This is a genomic window from Streptomyces paromomycinus (assembly GCF_003865155.1).
Classification (GTDB): Bacteria; Actinomycetota; Actinomycetes; order Streptomycetales; family Streptomycetaceae; genus Streptomyces; species Streptomyces chrestomyceticus.
In genome coordinates this window covers 8,590,978-8,608,688 of record NZ_BHZD01000001.1, presented here as the reverse complement: position 1 = coordinate 8,608,688, position 17,711 = coordinate 8,590,978, and the positions used below count along the sequence as shown (strand labels likewise).

The 17,711-nt window shown below is 72.0% G+C and carries 1 protein-coding gene; it reads right to left on the bottom strand.

Annotation, left to right across the window (positions count from 1 at the left end; translation table 11 throughout):
- Window positions 1-71: 71 nt before the first annotated feature.
- Window positions 72-17,681 (bottom strand): type I polyketide synthase, encoded by a 17,610-nt coding sequence (locus OEIGOIKO_RS36805; RefSeq protein WP_281288446.1) that lies wholly within the window; start codon window positions 17,679-17,681, stop codon window positions 72-74.
- Window positions 17,682-17,711: the final 30 nt, after the last annotated feature.

Genomic DNA, 17,711 nt, shown 5'->3' with positions numbered 1-17,711 from the left:
CAGGGGTGGTCCGCCCCGCGTGGGACGGGGCGGACCGGTTCGGGCCGGGGGCCGTCAGGGCCGGGCGGGTGTCATTCGAGTCCGTCGACGAGGGCGAACAGCTCTTCGTCGGAGGCGGCGTCGATGTCGGCTGTCTGTCGCTTCCTGCCCTGGTCGGCGGCCTGTTCGCCGATGGTGTCCAGCAGTCGGCGCAGTCGGCTGGTGGCCTCCTCCCGCACCGGGTCGTCCACCGGCCCGGAGCGCAGGGCGGCCTCCAGCCTGTCGAGTTCGGCGAGGAGCGGTACCGCTGCCGTCTCTTGAGGGGCGAGCTCGGTGCGCAGCCAGCCGGCGAGCGCGGTCGGGGTGGGGTGGTCGAAGACCAGGGTGGCCGGCAGCCGCAGCCCGGTTGCCGCATTGAGACGGTTGCGCAGTTCGACGGCGGTGAGTGAGTCGAAGCCCAGGTCCTTGAAGGCCTGCCGGGCCTGCACTCCGTCTGCCGAATCGTGCCCCAGTACGGCGGCGGCCTCGGCGCGAACCACGTCGGTCAGAATCCGGTCCTGCTCCGAGCGGCCCGCCCCGGCCAGCCGGGCGGCAAGTTCGCCCCTGCTGTCGCTGCGGGTGACGCTGCCTGCGGCGGCCCGCTCCGCGGCCAGTCGGCGGATCTCCGGAATGTCCCGGACCAGCGGCAGATCCAGCTCGTCCGCCGAACCCGGTGCCGAGCCCAGTTGCTGCCAGTCGAAGTCCATCACCGTCACGGTCGGCTCCGGGCCGTCCAGCGATTCGCCCAGCGCCCGGACGGCGAGCTGGGGGTCCATCGGCGGCATCGGGAGCCGGCGCATCCGGGAGCGGATGGCTTCGTTGGATTCGCCGAGGCCGCCACCGCCCCACAGGCCCCAGGCCACCGCCAGACCGGCCAGTCCGCGGGCCCGGCGGTTCTCCGCCAGCGCGTCCAAGTAGGCGTTGGCGGCTGCGTAGTTGCCCTGGCCCGGGCCGCCGAGGGTGGAGGCGGCCGAGGAGAACAGTACGAACGCGTCCAGGTCCAGGTCCGCGGTCAGCTCGTCCAGCAGCGCCGCGCCATGCGCCTTCACGCTCAACACACTCTCCAGCCGCGGGGTGGTGAGGCGGTCCAGCACACCGTCGTCCAGCACGCCCGCGGTGTGCATCACCGAGGACAGCTCCGGACCATTGCGGCCGATCCAGCCCAGCAGAGCCTCCAGCGGGCGGCGTTCGCTGACGTCACAGGAGAGCACGTCCACGTGGACGCCCGCGGCGGCCAGCTCCGCAGCCCGAGCCGCGACATCGGCTGCTGCCGGGCCGGAACGGCCCACCAGCACCAGACGCTCGGCACCCCGGCCAACCAGCCACTGCGAGACATGCCCGGCAATGGCACCGGTACCGCCGGTGACCAGTACGGTTCCCCGCGGCGACCAAGGTGTGCGGGGGCTGCGGCGCGGCACCCGCGACATCCGCCGGCCCAGGGTCCCGGCCGTCCGGATCGCGACCTCGTTCTCCTTGCAGCCGGCCAGTACCGCCGCCAGCCGTGCGCCGGACCGCTCGTCGAGCACCTCCGGCAGATCAACCAGACCACCCCAACGCTCGGGGTGCTCCAGCGCAACCACCCGGCCCAGGCCCCAGACCTGCGCCTGCACCGGACGGGACAGCGCCTCGCCGCGGCCGGCCGCGACCGCACCACGCGTGGCGATCCACAGCGGTGCCTCGATCTCGGCGTCGCCGAGAGCCTGCACCAGACCCAGGGTGGCAGCCAGTCCGGCGTTCACGACCGGACGGTCCGGCAGCGGCGTGTCGTCCAGCGCCAGCAACGACAGCACACCGGAGACGGCCGACGGGTCCGCCGCACCGGTCAGCGATGCCACGAGCTCGGCCCGGCCCACGGTACCGGCCGGTACCTCGATCACCAGGGTCTCGGCGCCACGGGCGCTCAGCGCGGCCGCGCACTGCTGCGCCGCACCGCCGTCAGCCCCGGCCGCAGCCACCATCAGCCACGTACCGGACAGCACACGAGCGTCAGGCTCGGCGATGGCCGACCAGCCCGTGCGATAACGCCAACCGGCAGTGGTCGAACGATCCCGTTCGCGACGCCGCCACGACGCCAACGCCGGCAGCACCTCATTGAACGGACGCCCGCCCTCCAGAGCCAGCGCGTCACCCAGCCCGGACAGGTCTCCGTCCTCGACGGCCGCCCAGAACGCCGCCTCCGCGTCAGAGCTGGACCCGGCGGAACCGGCGGTCGTGGGACCGGGCATCGGCAGGACCAGCATGCCCTCCGGCCAGTACCGGCGACGCCGGAACGCGTAGGTGGGCAGCTCCACCTGCTCGCCGACGGGCAGCACCGTCTGCCAGTCAACCGGTGCGCCATTGACGAACGCCTCGGCCAGGGAAATGAGCAGGCGCTCGGCGCCGCCGTCGTCACGGCGGAGCGTTCCGCATACGGCGGCAGGCTCTCCACCCGTCTCCTGGGCCAGGTCCACGAGGGTGTCGTTCATCGCACCCATCAGCACCGGATGCGGCGTCACCTCGACGAACACCTGATGACCACGACCCGCCAGCACCCGCACCGCGCGGTCGTAATGCACCGTCGCCCGCAGACTGCGGAACCAGTACCCGGCGTCCAGCTCCTCACCGGTCAGGGTCTCACCGGTCATCGCGGACACCATCGGGACGCGGCCCCGGCGCGGGGAGACCCCGGCCAGGACAGAAGTGATCTCCTCCTCCAGCCGGTCCACCTGAGCCGAATGCGAGGCGTAATCCACCGCCACCATCCGGGCCCGGGCGCCCGCCGCCTCGAACTCCGCCTTCAGCTCCTCCAAAGCCTCCGGCTCGCCGGACACCACAGTGGACGAGGGGCCGTTGACCGCCGCCAGCGCGGCACGCTCCCCGAACCGGTCCAGACGTTCCTGGACCTCAGCCGCCGGACGGCTGACGGACAGCATCCCGCCCGCACCCGCCAGCACCTTCAACGCACGCGACCGCAACGCCACCACACGCGCACCGTCTTGAAGCGACAGCATTCCGGCCACCGTGGCAGCGGCGATTTCTCCCTGCGAGTGGCCGACGACGGCTTCCGGGGCGACACCGGCGGCCTCCCAGACAGCGGCGAGGGACACCATCACCGCCCACAGCGCGGGCTGGACGACATCCGCCACCTCCAACGCGGGGGAACCTTCCGTTCCCGCGAGGACATCGGTCAGTGACCAGTCCACATACGGGGCCAACGCCGCCGCACACTCCGCCAGCCGCGCCGCGAACACCGGCGAAGCCTCAGCCAGCTCCCGGCCCATCCCGGCCCACTGCGAACCCTGGCCGGCGAAAGCGAACACCGGACGGGCGCTGGAGCGGGCCATGCCGGACACCACCGACCCAGCCGGAACACCCGACGCCAGGCTCTCCACCCCACCGAGCAATTCGGCACGGCCCGTACCCACCACGACGGCCCGGTGCTCGAAGACCGAACGGCCGGCAGCCAGCGACCAGGCCACATCGGCCGATGCCAGCTCCGGACGCAACGCCGTCCACTCCCGCAGCCGGCCTGCCTGCGCCGACAACGCATCAGCACTCCGCCCGGACACCACCCAAGCGCTGGCGCCGATAACCACCGGGGCCACCGGTTCCCCGGAGTCCTCGACGGCTTCGGCGTGCTGTGCTGCGGGGGCCTCTTCCAGGATGAGGTGGGCGTTGGTGCCGCTCATGCCGAACGCCGAGACAGCAGCCCGCCGCACCCGGCCCCCATCAGACGACCAAGGCACCGGCTCGGTGAGCAGCCGCACCGCACCGGCCTCCCAGTCCACGTGCGAGGACGGCACCTCGGCATGGAGAGTCCGCGGCAGCTGCTCATGCTGGAGGGCCAGCACCATCTTGATCACACCGGCAACGCCGGCCGCGGCCTGAGTGTGACCGATGTTGGACTTCACCGACCCCAGCCAGAGCGCATCCCGCTCACCACGGTCCCGGCCATAGGTCGCCAGCAGCGCCTGCGCCTCGATCGGGTCACCCAACGTCGTACCGGTCCCGTGCGCCTCCACCACATCCACCTCGGCAGCGGACAGCCGGGCGTTGGCCAACGCCGCACGAATCACCCGCTGCTGCGACGGACCATTGGGGGCAGTCAGACCATTCGATGCACCGTCCTGGTTGACCGCGCTGCCCCGCAGCACCGCCAGCACCTTGTGCCCATTGCGGCGGGCGTCGGACAGCCGCTCCACCACGACCATGCCGGCACCCTCGGCCCAGCCCGTACCGTCCGCGTCCTCCGAGAACGCCCGGCAGCGGCCGTCAGCCGACAGGCCCTGCTGACGGGAGAAGTCGATGAACGTACCCGGCGTCGCCATCACCGTCGCTCCGCCCGCCAACGCCAGCGAGCACTCCCCCGACCGCACCGCCTGCGCCGCCAGATGAAGCGCCACCAACGACGACGAACACGCCGTGTCCACCGTCACCGCCGGACCCTCAAGACCCAGCACATACGACACCCGCCCGGACAGAACACTCGTCGCATTCCCCGTCAGCACATGCCCCTCGGCGCCAGAGTCGTCCTGACTCAGGGATACGCCGAGCCCATAGCCGGAGGTGAAACCGCCGGCGAAGACACCAGTGGCACTCTCCTTCAGGGACGCCGGATCGATGCCGGCACGCTCCAGCGCCTCCCAGGACGTCTCCAGCAACAGCCGCTGCTGCGGATCCATCGCCAGCGCCTCACGCGGACTGATCCCGAAGAACCCCGCATCGAACTCAGCCGCCTCCCGCAGGAACGCACCCTGGGCGACGTACGACGTCCCCTCGCGCTCCCCCTCCGGGTCGTACACACTCTCCAAGTCCCAGCCACGGTCGGCCGGGAAGTCACCCACGCCGTCGCCACCGGAAGCAAGGAACTCCCAGAACTCCTCCGGATTACTCACCCCGCCAGGGAAGCGGCACGCCATACCAACGATCGCCAGCGGCTCATCCGCAGGCGCCGCCACCACTGTGACTGCCGGAACGCCAGAGGTGTCAGGATCCCCACCGGTCAGCTCGCCACGCAGGAAAGCGGCCAGTGCCAGCGGAGTGGGGTAATCGAAGACCAGAGTTGACGGCAGCCGCAACCCGGTCACCGCGTTGAGGCGGTTGCGCAGTTCGACGGCGGTGAGTGAGTCGAAGCCCAGATCCTTGAACGCCCGACGGTCCTCCACCGCATCGGCCGAGCCGTACCCCAGCACCACCGCAGCCTCGCCGCGCACCACGTCGGTGAGCATCCGCTCCTGCTCCGAACGGTCCAGCCCGGCCAGCTGGCGGGCCAACTCGCCCTCGACATGTACGGCGGTGGCTGAACCGCTACCGGCCGCGGCCATGTCTCGAATCTCGGGCAGGTCCCGCACCAACGGCCGCTTCAACAGTTCCACGGCCCCCGGACCGGAAGCCAGCTGCGGCCAGTCCACATCCATGACGGCAACGACGGCATCCGGGCCCTGCAACGCCTCGGACAGCGCACGGACCGCAAGCCGCGGATCCATCGGCGGCATCGCACCCCGCTCAACCCGCGCCCGCACCGCACCACTCGACGCAGCCATACCACCACCGGCCCACGGCCCCCACGCCACCGCCAGGCCCGCCAGCCCACGACCACGCCGCTCCTCCGCCAACGCATCCAGAAAAGCATTGGCCGCCGCATAGTTACCCTGCCCCGAACCACCCAAAGTGGCAGCCGCAGCAGAGAACAGTACGAACGCATCCAGGTCCAGGCCCGCAGTCAGCTCATCCAGCAGCACCGCACCCTGCACCTTCACCCCCAGCACAGTCTCCAACCGCGCAGTGTCGAGGCGGTCCACCACACCGTCATCCAGCACACCCGCGGTATGCATCACCGAAGAGAGCCGGGGACCGCTCACATCGATCCGACTCAGCAGCCCGGCCAGGCCGGCCCGTTCGCTGACATCACAAGCAACGATCTCCACGGCGGAACCGGCCGCCGCGAGTTCGGCCGCCAGCGCGGCCACACCCTCCGCCGCAGGACCCGAACGGCTGGTCAGCACCAAACGCTCCGCACCCCGGCCAGCCAGCCACCGCGAGACATGCCCGGCAATCGCACCGGTCCCACCGGTGACCAGCACAGCCCCCCGCGGCGACCAGCTCTCCCGCACACCACGGCCCGAAACATGCGCAAGCCTACGGCCCAGGATCCCGGCCGCCCGGATGGCAACCTCGTTCTCACCGCAACCGGCCAGCACCGCCACCAGCCGCGCACCGGAACGCTCATCGAGCACCTCCGGCAGATCAACCAGACCACCCCAACGCTCCGGATGCTCCAGACCGACGACCCGGCCCAGACCCCACACCTGCGCCTGCACCGGACGGGCCAGCATCTCACCACGGCCGGCAGCAACCGCACCGGACGTCGCCACCCACAACGGCGCCTCAACCCCGGCATCACCAAGCGCCTGCACCAAGCCCAAAGTGACGGCCAGGCCGCCGGGCACCACCGGGTGGTCCGGCAGCGGCGTCTCGTCCAGCGCCAGCAACGACAGCACACCGGACACGGCCGGCACATCCACCGCACCCGTCAGCAACGCCGCCAGCTCGGCCCGGTCCACCGCCCCAGCCGGAACCTCGACCACCACAGCCTCAGCACCACGGGCCGTCAATGCCGCCACACACTGATGCCGCAGCTCCTCCGCACAACCAGCCGGCGCAAGCAGCACCCAAGCCCCGGAAAGCACACCAGCATCCGGCTCGGCAACCGGCGACCAAACGGTCCGGTAACGCCAGTCAGCAGTAGCCGAACGATCCAGCTCACGCCGCCGCCAAGACGCCAACGCCGGCAACACCGCACCCAGCTGACCCTCATCCTCCAAAGCCAGCGTCTCCGCGACCCGCCGCAAATCACCGCCCTCAACAGCCGCCCAGAACCCAGCCTCCGCCTCGGAGCCAGACCCGGCAACCGTCGCGACCGCCGATGGCATGAGCGGGAGAACACCCTCGGGCCAGTAGCGCTGGTGCCGGAAGGCGTACGTGGGCAGCTCGACCTGCTCACCGGCGGGCAGCATCGACGCCCAGTTGACCGGGGCACCGTTGACGAAAGCACGGGCCAGACCTGACAACAGGGCCGCAGCACCTTCGTCATCACGCCGCTGAAGTGCGACAAACGCCGCCTCCGCACCGTCCACGCCGGCCACCGCATCCGGGCCGAGGGAGGAGAGCGAACCGTCCGGGCCAACTTCCAGGAAGACCGAGACGCCCTCCCGCGCGAGGGTGGCCACCGCGTCCGCGAACCGCACGGTCTGGCGGGTCTGCGCGGGCCAGTAACCGGCCTGCGGATCGGACACCAGGTCACCGGTGAGGGCACCGGCCCACATCACCTCCGGGCGACGGAACTCCAATCCCTCGGCAACGGTACGGAGCTCGTCCAGGACCGGGTCCATCGCCGGGGAGTGGAAGGCGTGTGAGACCCGCAGGCGCCGTACTCGGCAACCCCGTCCCCGCCACAGCTCCACCACCGCATCGACCGCCTCGGCCACACCCGAGATCACCACCGACTCGGGGCCGTTGACCGCCGCGACAGCCACCTCACCCGACACCGCAGCCGACACCTCGTCGAACGAGGCGACGACCGCCGCTTCCGCTGCGTTGATCGCCGCCATCGCCCCACCCCGGGGCAGCTTCTGCATCAACCGGGCCCGGGCCGCCACCAGCGCACAGGCATCCGACAGCGACAGCACGCCCGCCACGTGGGCCGCGGCCACCTCACCCACCGAATGGCCCACCACCGCATCCGGCACCACACCAGCAGCCTTCAGCACCGCCGCCAGAGCCACCTCGAAGGCAAACAGACCAGCCTGCGCATACAACGTCTGATCCGCGAGCTCCGCCCCGTTGCCGTCCAGGACCACGTCCCGCAGGCGTACCCCGGCCCCGAGTTCCAGCTCCAGCAGCCCGCACACCCGGTCAAAGATCTCGGCGAACACCGCACTGCCCGCATACAGGCCACGGCCCATACCCGCCCACTGCGCACCCTGCCCCGCGAAGACCAGACCCACCCGGGCATCGGGCCGGGCCAGCCCCGACACCACCTCGGGCGAGGACGTACCGGCGGCCAGCTTGTGCAGACCGGACAGCAGCGCGTCGCGCTCCGTACCGAGCACCACGGCCCGGTGCTCGAACGCCGACCGCGTCGCCGCCAACGACCAGCCCACATCGGCCGACCGCAGTTCCGGACGGGCGTTCATCCACTCCCGCAGCCGCCCAGCCTGCGCCGACAACGCCTCAGCCGTACGCCCCGACACCACCCACGCACCCGCACCCTCAAGAGCGACAACCGGCTCCCGACCGGCACTTTCGCTCCGCGCCTCGATCGCGGGGGCCTCCTCCAGGATCACGTGCGCGTTGGTCCCGCTGATACCGAACGCCGAAACCCCCGCCCGGCGCGGACGCTCCCCCACCGGCCACGGCACCGACTCCGTCAGCAACCGCACCTCCCCCGCCGACCAGTCCACATGCGACGACGCCACATCAGCATGCAACGTCCGCGGCAGCTGACCGTGCTGGAGTGCCAGCACCATCTTGATCACACCCGCCACACCCGCAGCAGCCTGAGTGTGACCGATGTTGGACTTCACCGACCCCAGCCACAACGCATCCCGCTCACCACGATCCCGGCCATACGTCGCCAACAACGCCTGAGCCTCAATCGGGTCACCCAACGTCGTGCCAGTACCGTGCGCCTCCACCACATCCACGTCCCCCGGCGCCAACCGCGCATTGGCCAACGCCGCACGAATCACCCGCTGCTGCGACGGACCGTTCGGCGCCGAAAGACCATTCGACGCACCATCCTGATTCACCGCCGTACCACGAACAACAGCCAGCACCCGATGCCCGTTACGCCGCGCATCCGACAGCCGCTCCACCACCAGGACACCGGCACCCTCAGCCCAACCCGTACCGTCCGCATCCTCCGAAAACGCCCGACACCGGCCATCCGCCGACAACCCCTGCTGCCGGGAAAACTCCACGAAGGAGAAGGGGGTGGCCATTACGGTCACACCTCCGGCCAGGGCCATCGAGCATTCCCCGGAACGCAACGCCTGAGCCGCCAGGTTGAGCGCCACCAGCGACGACGAACACGCCGTGTCCACCGTCACCGCCGGACCCTCCAGGCCCAGGGCGTAGGAGACCCGGCCGGACAGGACGCTGGTGGAGTTGCCGGTCATCAGGTGACCCTCGACGCCGGAGCCGTCCTGGCCGGTGAGCGCCATGCCGATGGCGTAGCCGGAGCCGAAGCCGCCGGCGAACACGCCGGTCGGGCTGCCGCGCAGGGACGACGGGTCGATACCGGCGCGCTCCAACGCCTCCCAGGACGTCTCCAACATCAACCGCTGCTGCGGATCCATCGCCAGCGCCTCACGCGGGCTGATCCCGAAGAACCCCGCATCGAACTCGGCCGCCCCCCGCAGGAAGGCGCCGGAGTCGGTGTAGGAGGTCCCGGTGCCGTGCCGGTCCGGGTCGAAGAAGCCGTCCAGGTCCCAGCCGCGGTCGGTGGGGAAGCCGCCCACCGCGTCGCCGCCGGAAGACAGCAGCTCCCAGAACTCCTCGGGCGTGCTCGCGCCGCCAGGGAAGCGGCAGGCCATACCGACGATCGCCAGCGGCTCGTCCGCAGCGGGGACGGCGGAGACCGGCGCAGTGGCTGCGGTCTGTGACACCTGCCCGGTCAGTTCGCCGTGCAGGAAAGCGGCCAGCGCGACCGGAGTCGGGTGGTCGAAGACCAGGGTGGCCGGCAGCCGCAGCCCGGTCGCCGCATTCAGCTGGTTACGCAGCTCGACCGAGGTCAGCGAATCGAAGCCCAGGTCCCTGAAGGCCTGACGGGCCTGCACCTCGTCCGCCGAGTCGTGCCCCAGTACGGCGGCGGCCTCGGCTCGGACCACATCGGTCAGGATCCGGTCCTGCTCCGAGCGGCTCAGCCCGGCCAGCCGGGCGGCGAGTTCACCCTCGGCGCGGAAGGCCGGGCCGGTGCTGTTGTTGTCGGCGCGGGCGGCGGCCAGCCGCCGGATCTCCGGCATGTCCCGGACCAGCGGCATCTCCAGGACGTGCGCCGTACCCGGCGCCGCGCCCAGCTGCTGCGGGTCGAAGTCCATCACCGTCACCGCGGCGTCCGGGCCGTCCATGGCCTCGATCAGAGCTTCCACCGCAAGCTGGGGGTCCATCGGCGGCATCGCGGTCCGGCGCATCCGGGAGCGGATGGCCTCGTTGGACTGCGCCAGGCCGGCGCCGCCCCACAGACCCCAGGCCACCGTCAGGCCGGCCAGTCCGCGGGCCCGGCGGTTCTCCGCCAGCGCGTCCAGGTAGGCGTTGGCGGCTGCGTAGTTGCCCTGGCCCGGGCCTCCGAGGGTGGAGGCAGCCGAGGAGAACAGCACGAACGCGTCCAAGTCCAGGTCCGCGGTCAGCTCGTCGAGGAGCGTCGCGGCGTGGGCCTTCACCTCCAGAACGGGCGCCAACCGGGCCACCGAGAGTCGGTCCACGACGCCGTCGTCCAGAACGGCGGCCGTGTGCAGTACGGAGGAGAGCCGGGGACCGCTTGCGTCGATCCGGCCCAGCAGTCCGGCCAGCCGGGGCCGTTCGCTGACGTCGCAAGCGACGATCTCCACGGCGGAACCGGCCGCCGCGAGTTCGGCCGCCAGCGCGGCCGCGCCCTCAGCCGCCGGGCCCGAACGGCTGGTCAGCACCAGGCGTTCGGCGCCCCGTCCGGCCAGTCGCCGCGCGACGTGTCCGGCGATCGCCCCGGTTCCACCGGTGATCAGCACAGTACCGCGAGGCGTCCAGCCCTTTTCCGGGCCGTTGCTGTGCGGGACGCTCGACAGCCGGCGGCCCAGGATTCCGGCCCGCCGGACGGCGACCTCGTTCTCACCGCAACCGGCCAGCACCGCCACCAGCCGCGCACCGGACCGCTCATCGAGCACCTCCGGCAGATCAACCAGACCACCCCAACGCTCGGGATGCTCCAGCGCAACCACCCGGCCCAGGCCCCAGACCTGCGCCTGCACCGGACGGGTCAGCGCCTCGCCTCGCCCGGCCGCGACCGCACCACGCGTGGCCACCCACAGCGGCGCCTCGATCCCGGCGTCACCGAGAGCCTGCACCAGACCCAGGGTGGCAGCCAGTCCGGCGTTCACGACCGGACGGTCCGGCAGCGGCGTCTCGTCCAGCGCCACCAACGACAGCACACCAGACACGGCCGACACATCCACCGCACCCGTCAGCAATGCCGCAAGCTCCGCCCGATCCACCGTCCCAGCCGGAACCTCGACCACCACGGCCCCCGCACCACGGGCGTTCAGCGCCTCGATGCAGTCCTGTGCCAGGTCCGCCGCAGCCGACTCCGCCGGGACGGCAACCAGCCACGTACCGGACAGCAGCCGGACATCCGGCTCGGCAATGGCCGACCAACCCGTGCGATAACGCCAACCGGCAGTGGTCGAACGATCCCGTTCGCGACGCCGCCACGACGCCAACGCCGGCAGCACCTCATTGAACGGACGCCCGCCTTCCAAGGCCAGCGCGTCACCCAGCCCGGACAGGTCACCCCCTTCGACAGCCGCCCAGAACGCCGTCTCCGCATCAGTGCTCACGCTGTCCCCGGCAGCGGCAAGCGAGCCGCCCGTCGGCAGCGCCAGCATGCCCTCCGGCCAGTACCGGCGACGCCGGAACGCGTAGGTGGGCAGCTCGACCCGCTCACCGACGGGCAACACCGACGCCCAGTTCACCGACGCCCCGTTGACGAAGGCCTCCGCCAGCGACGCCACCAGACGATCCGCACCGCCGTCGTCACGCCGCAGCGTCCCGCAGACAGCTCCCGGCTCTGCCCCCGGGCCGGCCTCCTGGGCCAGGTCCACAAGGGTGTCGTGCATCGCACCCATCAGCACCGGATGCGGCGTCACCTCGATGAACACCTGGTGACCACGACTCGCCAGCACCCGCACCGCACGGTCGTAATGCACCGTCGCCCGCAGGCTGCGGTACCAGTACCCGGCGTCCAGCTCCTCACCGGTCAGGGTCTCACCGGTCATCGCGGAGACCATCGGGACCCGGCCCCGGCGCGGGGAGACCTCAGCCAGGACGGTGGTGATCTCCTCCTCCAGCCGGTCCACCTGAGCTGAGTGCGAGGCATAGTCGACCGCGACCATGCGGGCCCGGGCACCCGCCGCCTCGAACTCCGCCTTCAACTCCTCCAGGGCCTTCGGTTCGCCCGAGACGACAGTGGCCGAGGGGCCGTTGACCGCCGCCAGAGACAGCCGGACGCCGAACCGGGCCAGACGCTCCTCAACCTCAGCCGCCGGACGACTCACCGACAGCATCCCGCCCGCACCCGCCAGCACCTTCAACGCACGCGACCGCAACGCCACCACACGCGCGCCGTCCTGAAGCGACAGCATCCCGGCGACCGTCGCAGCGGCGATTTCTCCCTGCGAGTGGCCCACCACCGCATCCGGGGCGACACCGGCCGCCTCCCAGACAGCAGCGAGCGACACCATCACCGCCCACAACGCAGGCTGAACGACATCCGCCGCCTCCAACGCGGGGGCACCTTCCGCACCCGCCAGGACATCGGTCAGCGACCAGTCCACATACGGCTCCAACGCCGCCGCACACTCCGCCAGCCGCGCCGCGAACACCGGCGAAACCTCAGCCAGCTCCCGCCCCATCCCCACCCACTGCGAACCCTGACCCGCGAAGGCAAACACCGGACGGACATTCGATCGGGCCGTACCGGCGACCAACGCACCCGAGGGCACGCCAGATGCCAAGCCCCCAAGCCCCGCCAGCACCTGCTCCCGATCCCCGCCAACGACCACCGCACGATGCTCGAAGACCGACCGCGTAGCCGCCAACGACCACGCCACATCAACCGGCCGAAGAGCCGGACGAAGCGACACCCACTCCCGCAACCGCCCCGCCTGCGCAGCCAACGCCTCAGCAGTCCGCCCAGACAACACCCACGCACCGGCACCAGTAACCACCGGGGCTACCGGAACCACCGGTTCCCCGGACTCCTCGACAGCTCCGGCCTCCTCCGCTGCGGGAGCCTCCTCCAGAATGAGGTGGGCATTGGTACCGCTGATGCCGAAGGAGGAGATGCCCGCGCGGCGTACCCGGTCGCCGTCGGACGGCCAGGGCACCGGCTCGGTGAGCAGCCGCACCTCACCCGCCGACCAGTCCACGTGCGTGGACGGTTCCTCGGCGTACAGAGTCTGCGGCAGCCGCTCATGCTGGAGCGCCAGCACCATCTTGATCACACCAGCAACACCGGCCGCGGCCTGGGTATGACCGATGTTGGACTTCACCGACCCCAGCAGCAGCGAGCCGCGATCGCCGCGGTCCTGGCCGTAGGTGGCCAGCAGCGCCTGGGCCTCGATGGGGTCACCGAGCGTGGTCCCGGTGCCGTGCGCCTCCACCGCGTCGATGTCGGCGGTGGTCAGGCCGGAGTTGGCGAGTGCGGCGCGGATGACGCGCTGCTGCGAGGGCCCGTTGGGGGCGGTCAGGCCGTTCGAGGCGCCGTCCTGGTTGATGGCGGAGCCGCGGAGCACGGCGAGCACCGGGTGTCCGTTGCGGCGGGCGTCACTCAGACGTTCCACCACGAGCATGCCGGCGCCCTCAGCCATGCCCATGCCGTCGGCCTGGTCGGAGAACGCCTTGGAGCGGCCGTCCGCGGCCAGGCCCCGGGCGTGGGAGAACGCCAGGAAGCCGTCCGGGCTGGCCATGATCGTGACGCCGCCGGCCAGGGCCAGCGAGCACTCCCCGGTGCGCAGGGCCTGGGCGGCCAGGTGGAGCGCGACCAGCGAGGAGGAACAGGCGGTGTCCACCGTGACCGCCGGGCCCTCCAGGCCCAGGGTGTAGGAGACCCGGCCGGACAGCACGCTGGCGGCGTTGCCGGTCATCAGGTGGGCGCCGAGGTTCTCCAGTTCTTCCTCGTCGGTGACGCTGACGGCGAGGTAGGAGGAACCGTAGCCGCCGACGAAGGCGCCGGTGCTGCTGCTGCGCAGGGTCGCCGGGTCGATGCCGGCGCGTTCCAGTGCCTCCCAGGACGTCTCCAGCAACAGGCGCTGCTGCGGGTCCATGGCGAGGGCTTCGCGGGGGCTGATGCCGAAGAAGCCGGCGTCGAAGGCACCTGCGTCCTGCAGGAACCCGCCCACCTGTGTGTACGAGGTACCGGCGTGCTCGATGTCGGGGTCGTAGAGCGCTTCGAGGTCCCAGCCGCGGTCGGTGGGGAAGGTGGACAGGCCGTCGGTGCCGTCGGCGAGCATCTGCCACAGCTGTTCGGGGCTGGTCACCCCGCCCGGGAAGCGGCAGGCCATGCCGACGATGGCGATCGGCTCGTCCGCGGTGTACGCGAAGGTGGACTGCGGGGCGGCGGGGGCCGCGCCCTGCGGCAGGTCGTCGGTCAGCTGCTCGTGCAGCAGCCGGGCCAGAGCCGTCGGGTTGGGGTGGTCGAAGACCAGGGTGGACGGCAGCCGCAGCCCGGTCGCCGCGTTGAGGCGGTTACGGAACTCGACGGCGATCAGCGAGTCGAAGCCCAGGTCGGTGAAGGGCCGACCGGCTTCGATGGCGTCGCCCGAGGGGTGCCCCAGTACGGCGGCCGCGTGGCTGCGGACGAGATCGAGCAGGAGCCGGTCGCGTTCCGGGCCCAGCTGCGCGGCCAGGTGTGCGCGCAGTTGGTGGGAGGTACCGGCGCCGGGTGCGGCGGCGGAGGCGGCGGCGGCCGAGGTGACGGCGGCCCGGCGCGGGGCGAGGTCGTCGGCCAACTCCGTCCAGAGGGCGGGGATGCCGGTGGCGGCTGCCTGGGCCCGCAGCGCGGCCTTGTTCAGCCGGGCCGGGACGAGGAGCGCCTCGGTCCGTTCGAGGGCCAGGTCCAGCAACGTCAGACCCTGGTGCTCGTCGAGGGCGGTGAGGCCGGAGCCGGTCATCCGGCGCAGCATCACCTCGTCGAGGTCGCGGCCGATGCCGGCCTGCGGCATCCACGGGCCCCAAGCCAGTGCGGTACCGGCCAGGCCGGCGGCCCGCCGGTGGCCGGCCAAAGTGTCCAGGAAGGCGTTGGCCGCCGCGTAGTTGCCCTGACCCGCGCCGCCGAAGGCAGCGGCCACCGAGGAGAACAGGACGAAGTGGTCCAGGTCCAGGTGCCGGGTGAGCTCGTGCAGGTGCCAGGCGGCGTCCGCCTTGGGGCGCAGGACGGCGGCCAGCTGCTCGGCGCTGAGGGAGCCGATCAGGCCGTCGTCGATGACGCCGGCGGTGTGCACGACGGAGCGCAGCGGGCGGTCGGCGGGGATCGTGTCCAGGACGCCGGCCAGGGCGTCCCGGTCGGCCGCGTCGCAGGCGATCACCCGGACGTCAGCGCCGTGGGCGGCTATCCGGGCGGCCAGGGCGGCGGCGCCGGGGGCGGCCGGACCGGAACGGCTGAGCAGCAGGGTCTCGCTGGCTCTGCCGGTGGCGGCCAGGTGCCGGGCGACGACCCCGCCCAGGGTTCCGGTGCCGCCGGTCACCAGTACGGTGCGCGGGTGCGCCGCGGCGGGTGCGGGGGCTGGTGCGGTGCGGTCGGTGATGACGGGGCGGACCATACGCCGGGCGTAGCCGCTCTGTTGCCGTACGGCCAGTTCCGGTTCGCCGGTGGCCAGTGCGGCGGGCAGCGCGGCGGTGTCGTCGGCGCTGCCGTCCGCGGGGAGGTCGGCCAGCACGAAGCGGTCGGGGTTCTCCGTCTGGGCAGAGCGCAGCAGGCCCCAGAGGGCGCCCGCGGCCGGGTCCGCCACCTGCTCGCCGGGGAGCACCGGTACGCCGCCCCGGGTCACCAGGACGAGCTTGGCCGCCTCCAGCTCGGGGGTGGCGAGCCAGTCCTGCGCGAGGGTCAGGGCTTCGGTGGTGACCTGGCGGGCGGCCTCGGCGATGCCTTGGGCGTCCGTCCCGGCGGGTCCGCTGTGTGTGGTGGTGCCGCTGAGGCAGGCGAGCACGGTGCTCGGTACGGTCCCGCCCGCGACGACGGCAGCCACGAGTTCGGCGATTCCGGCATAGCCGCGCACCGGTGTACCGGCGGCGGTCAGCTGCTCGGCCACGGCGAAGCGGTCGGCGCCGATCAGCGCCCACGGCCCGTCCGGGGCCTGGGCCGGGGCCGGCCCCTGGGCCTGGGCCTGAGCCGGGGCCTGCGGGGAGTTGGGGGAGCCGCTGCGGTGCAGCGGAAGCCATTCCACGGTGAACAGGGCGTCGCGGGTCCACGCGTCGTCGCTCTGGAGCTGGTCGGCGGAGAGCGGCCGGGTCCGCACCGATTCCACCGAGACCACCATCGCTCCGGTGGGGTCGGCGGCAGTCAGTGCCAGGGTGTCGTCGGGGTTCCGGCGCAGCCTGACGCGCAGTACGGACGCGCCGGCAGCGTGCAGTTCCACGCCGCTCCAGGCGTGCGGCAGGCGGATCCGGTCGGGTCCGTCGTCCGTGTCCCGCCCCTGGGCCTGCCCGGCCACGCGGTCGGCGAGCAGGGCCGCGTCGAGCAGCACCGGGTGCAGAGCGTACGGGTCGGCGGCGCCGGCGTCCGACGGCAGTGCCACCTCGGCGAAGATGTCCGCGCCGCGCTGCCAGACAGCCCGCAGTCCCTGCTGGGCGGGGCCGTAGACGTCGGCCAGCTGGACGGTGTAGAGGTCGTCGATGTCCAGTGCCCGGGCGTTGCGCGGCGGCCAGGCGGTGAGGTCGGCCGGCGTCCGGACCGCGTCCGGTGCGGGGGTGCGGGCCGGGGCGACGACGGCGGTGGCGTGCCGGACCCAGCTGTGTTCCTCCTCCGAGCGGTCCGGGCGGGCGAAGACGTCCACCTGGCGGTGGCCGTCCTCGTCGCCCTCGCCGACGACCACCTGGAGCTGCATCCCGGGGCCTTCGGCGGGCAGCACCAGCGGCTCGTGCAGGGCGAGTTCGGTCAGCAGCGGGCAGCCTGCCTGGTGGCCCGCGCTGACGACCAGCTCCACGAAGCCGGTGCCGGGCAGCAACGTCACGCCGCCGACCGTGTGGTCGGCCAGCCAGGTCTGGTTGTGTGCGGACAGTCGTCCGGTGCACACCAGCTGGTCCTCACCGGCCAGCTCGACGACGGCGCGCAGCATGGGGTGGCCCACTGCTTGCAGGCCCAGCTCGGCGGGGTCGCCGGCGCCCGGCTTCACCGTGCCGGGCAGCGCCATCATGCCCTTGGGCCAGTACCGCTGGTGCCGGAAGGCGTACGTGGGCAGCTCGACCTGCTCACCGGCGGGCAGCACACACGTCCAGTCCACCGGCGCACCGTGGACGAAGGCGCGGGCCAGACCGGCCTCCAGGTCGGTGGCGCCGTCCTCGGTGCGCCGCTGGAGGGGGACGAAGGCGGGCTCGGTGACCTCCACGTCGGCCACCGCGTCCGGGCCGAGCGAGGAGAGTGAACCGTCCGGGCCCACTTCGAGGAAGACGGAGATGCCTTCCGCCGCGAGGGTAGCTACTGCGTCGGCGAAGCGCACGGTCTGGCGGGTCTGCGCGGGCCAGTAGTCCGCCTGCGGGTCGGACACCAGGTCACCGGTGAGGGCACCGGCCCACATCACCTCCGGGCGACGGAACTCCAACCCCTCCGCAACGGTACGGAGCTCATCCAGGACCGGGTCCATTGCCGGGGAGTGGAAGGCGTGTGAGACCCGCAGGCGCCGTACTCGGCAGCCTCGGTCCCGCCACAGCTCCACCACCGCATCGACCGCCTCGGCCGCACCCGA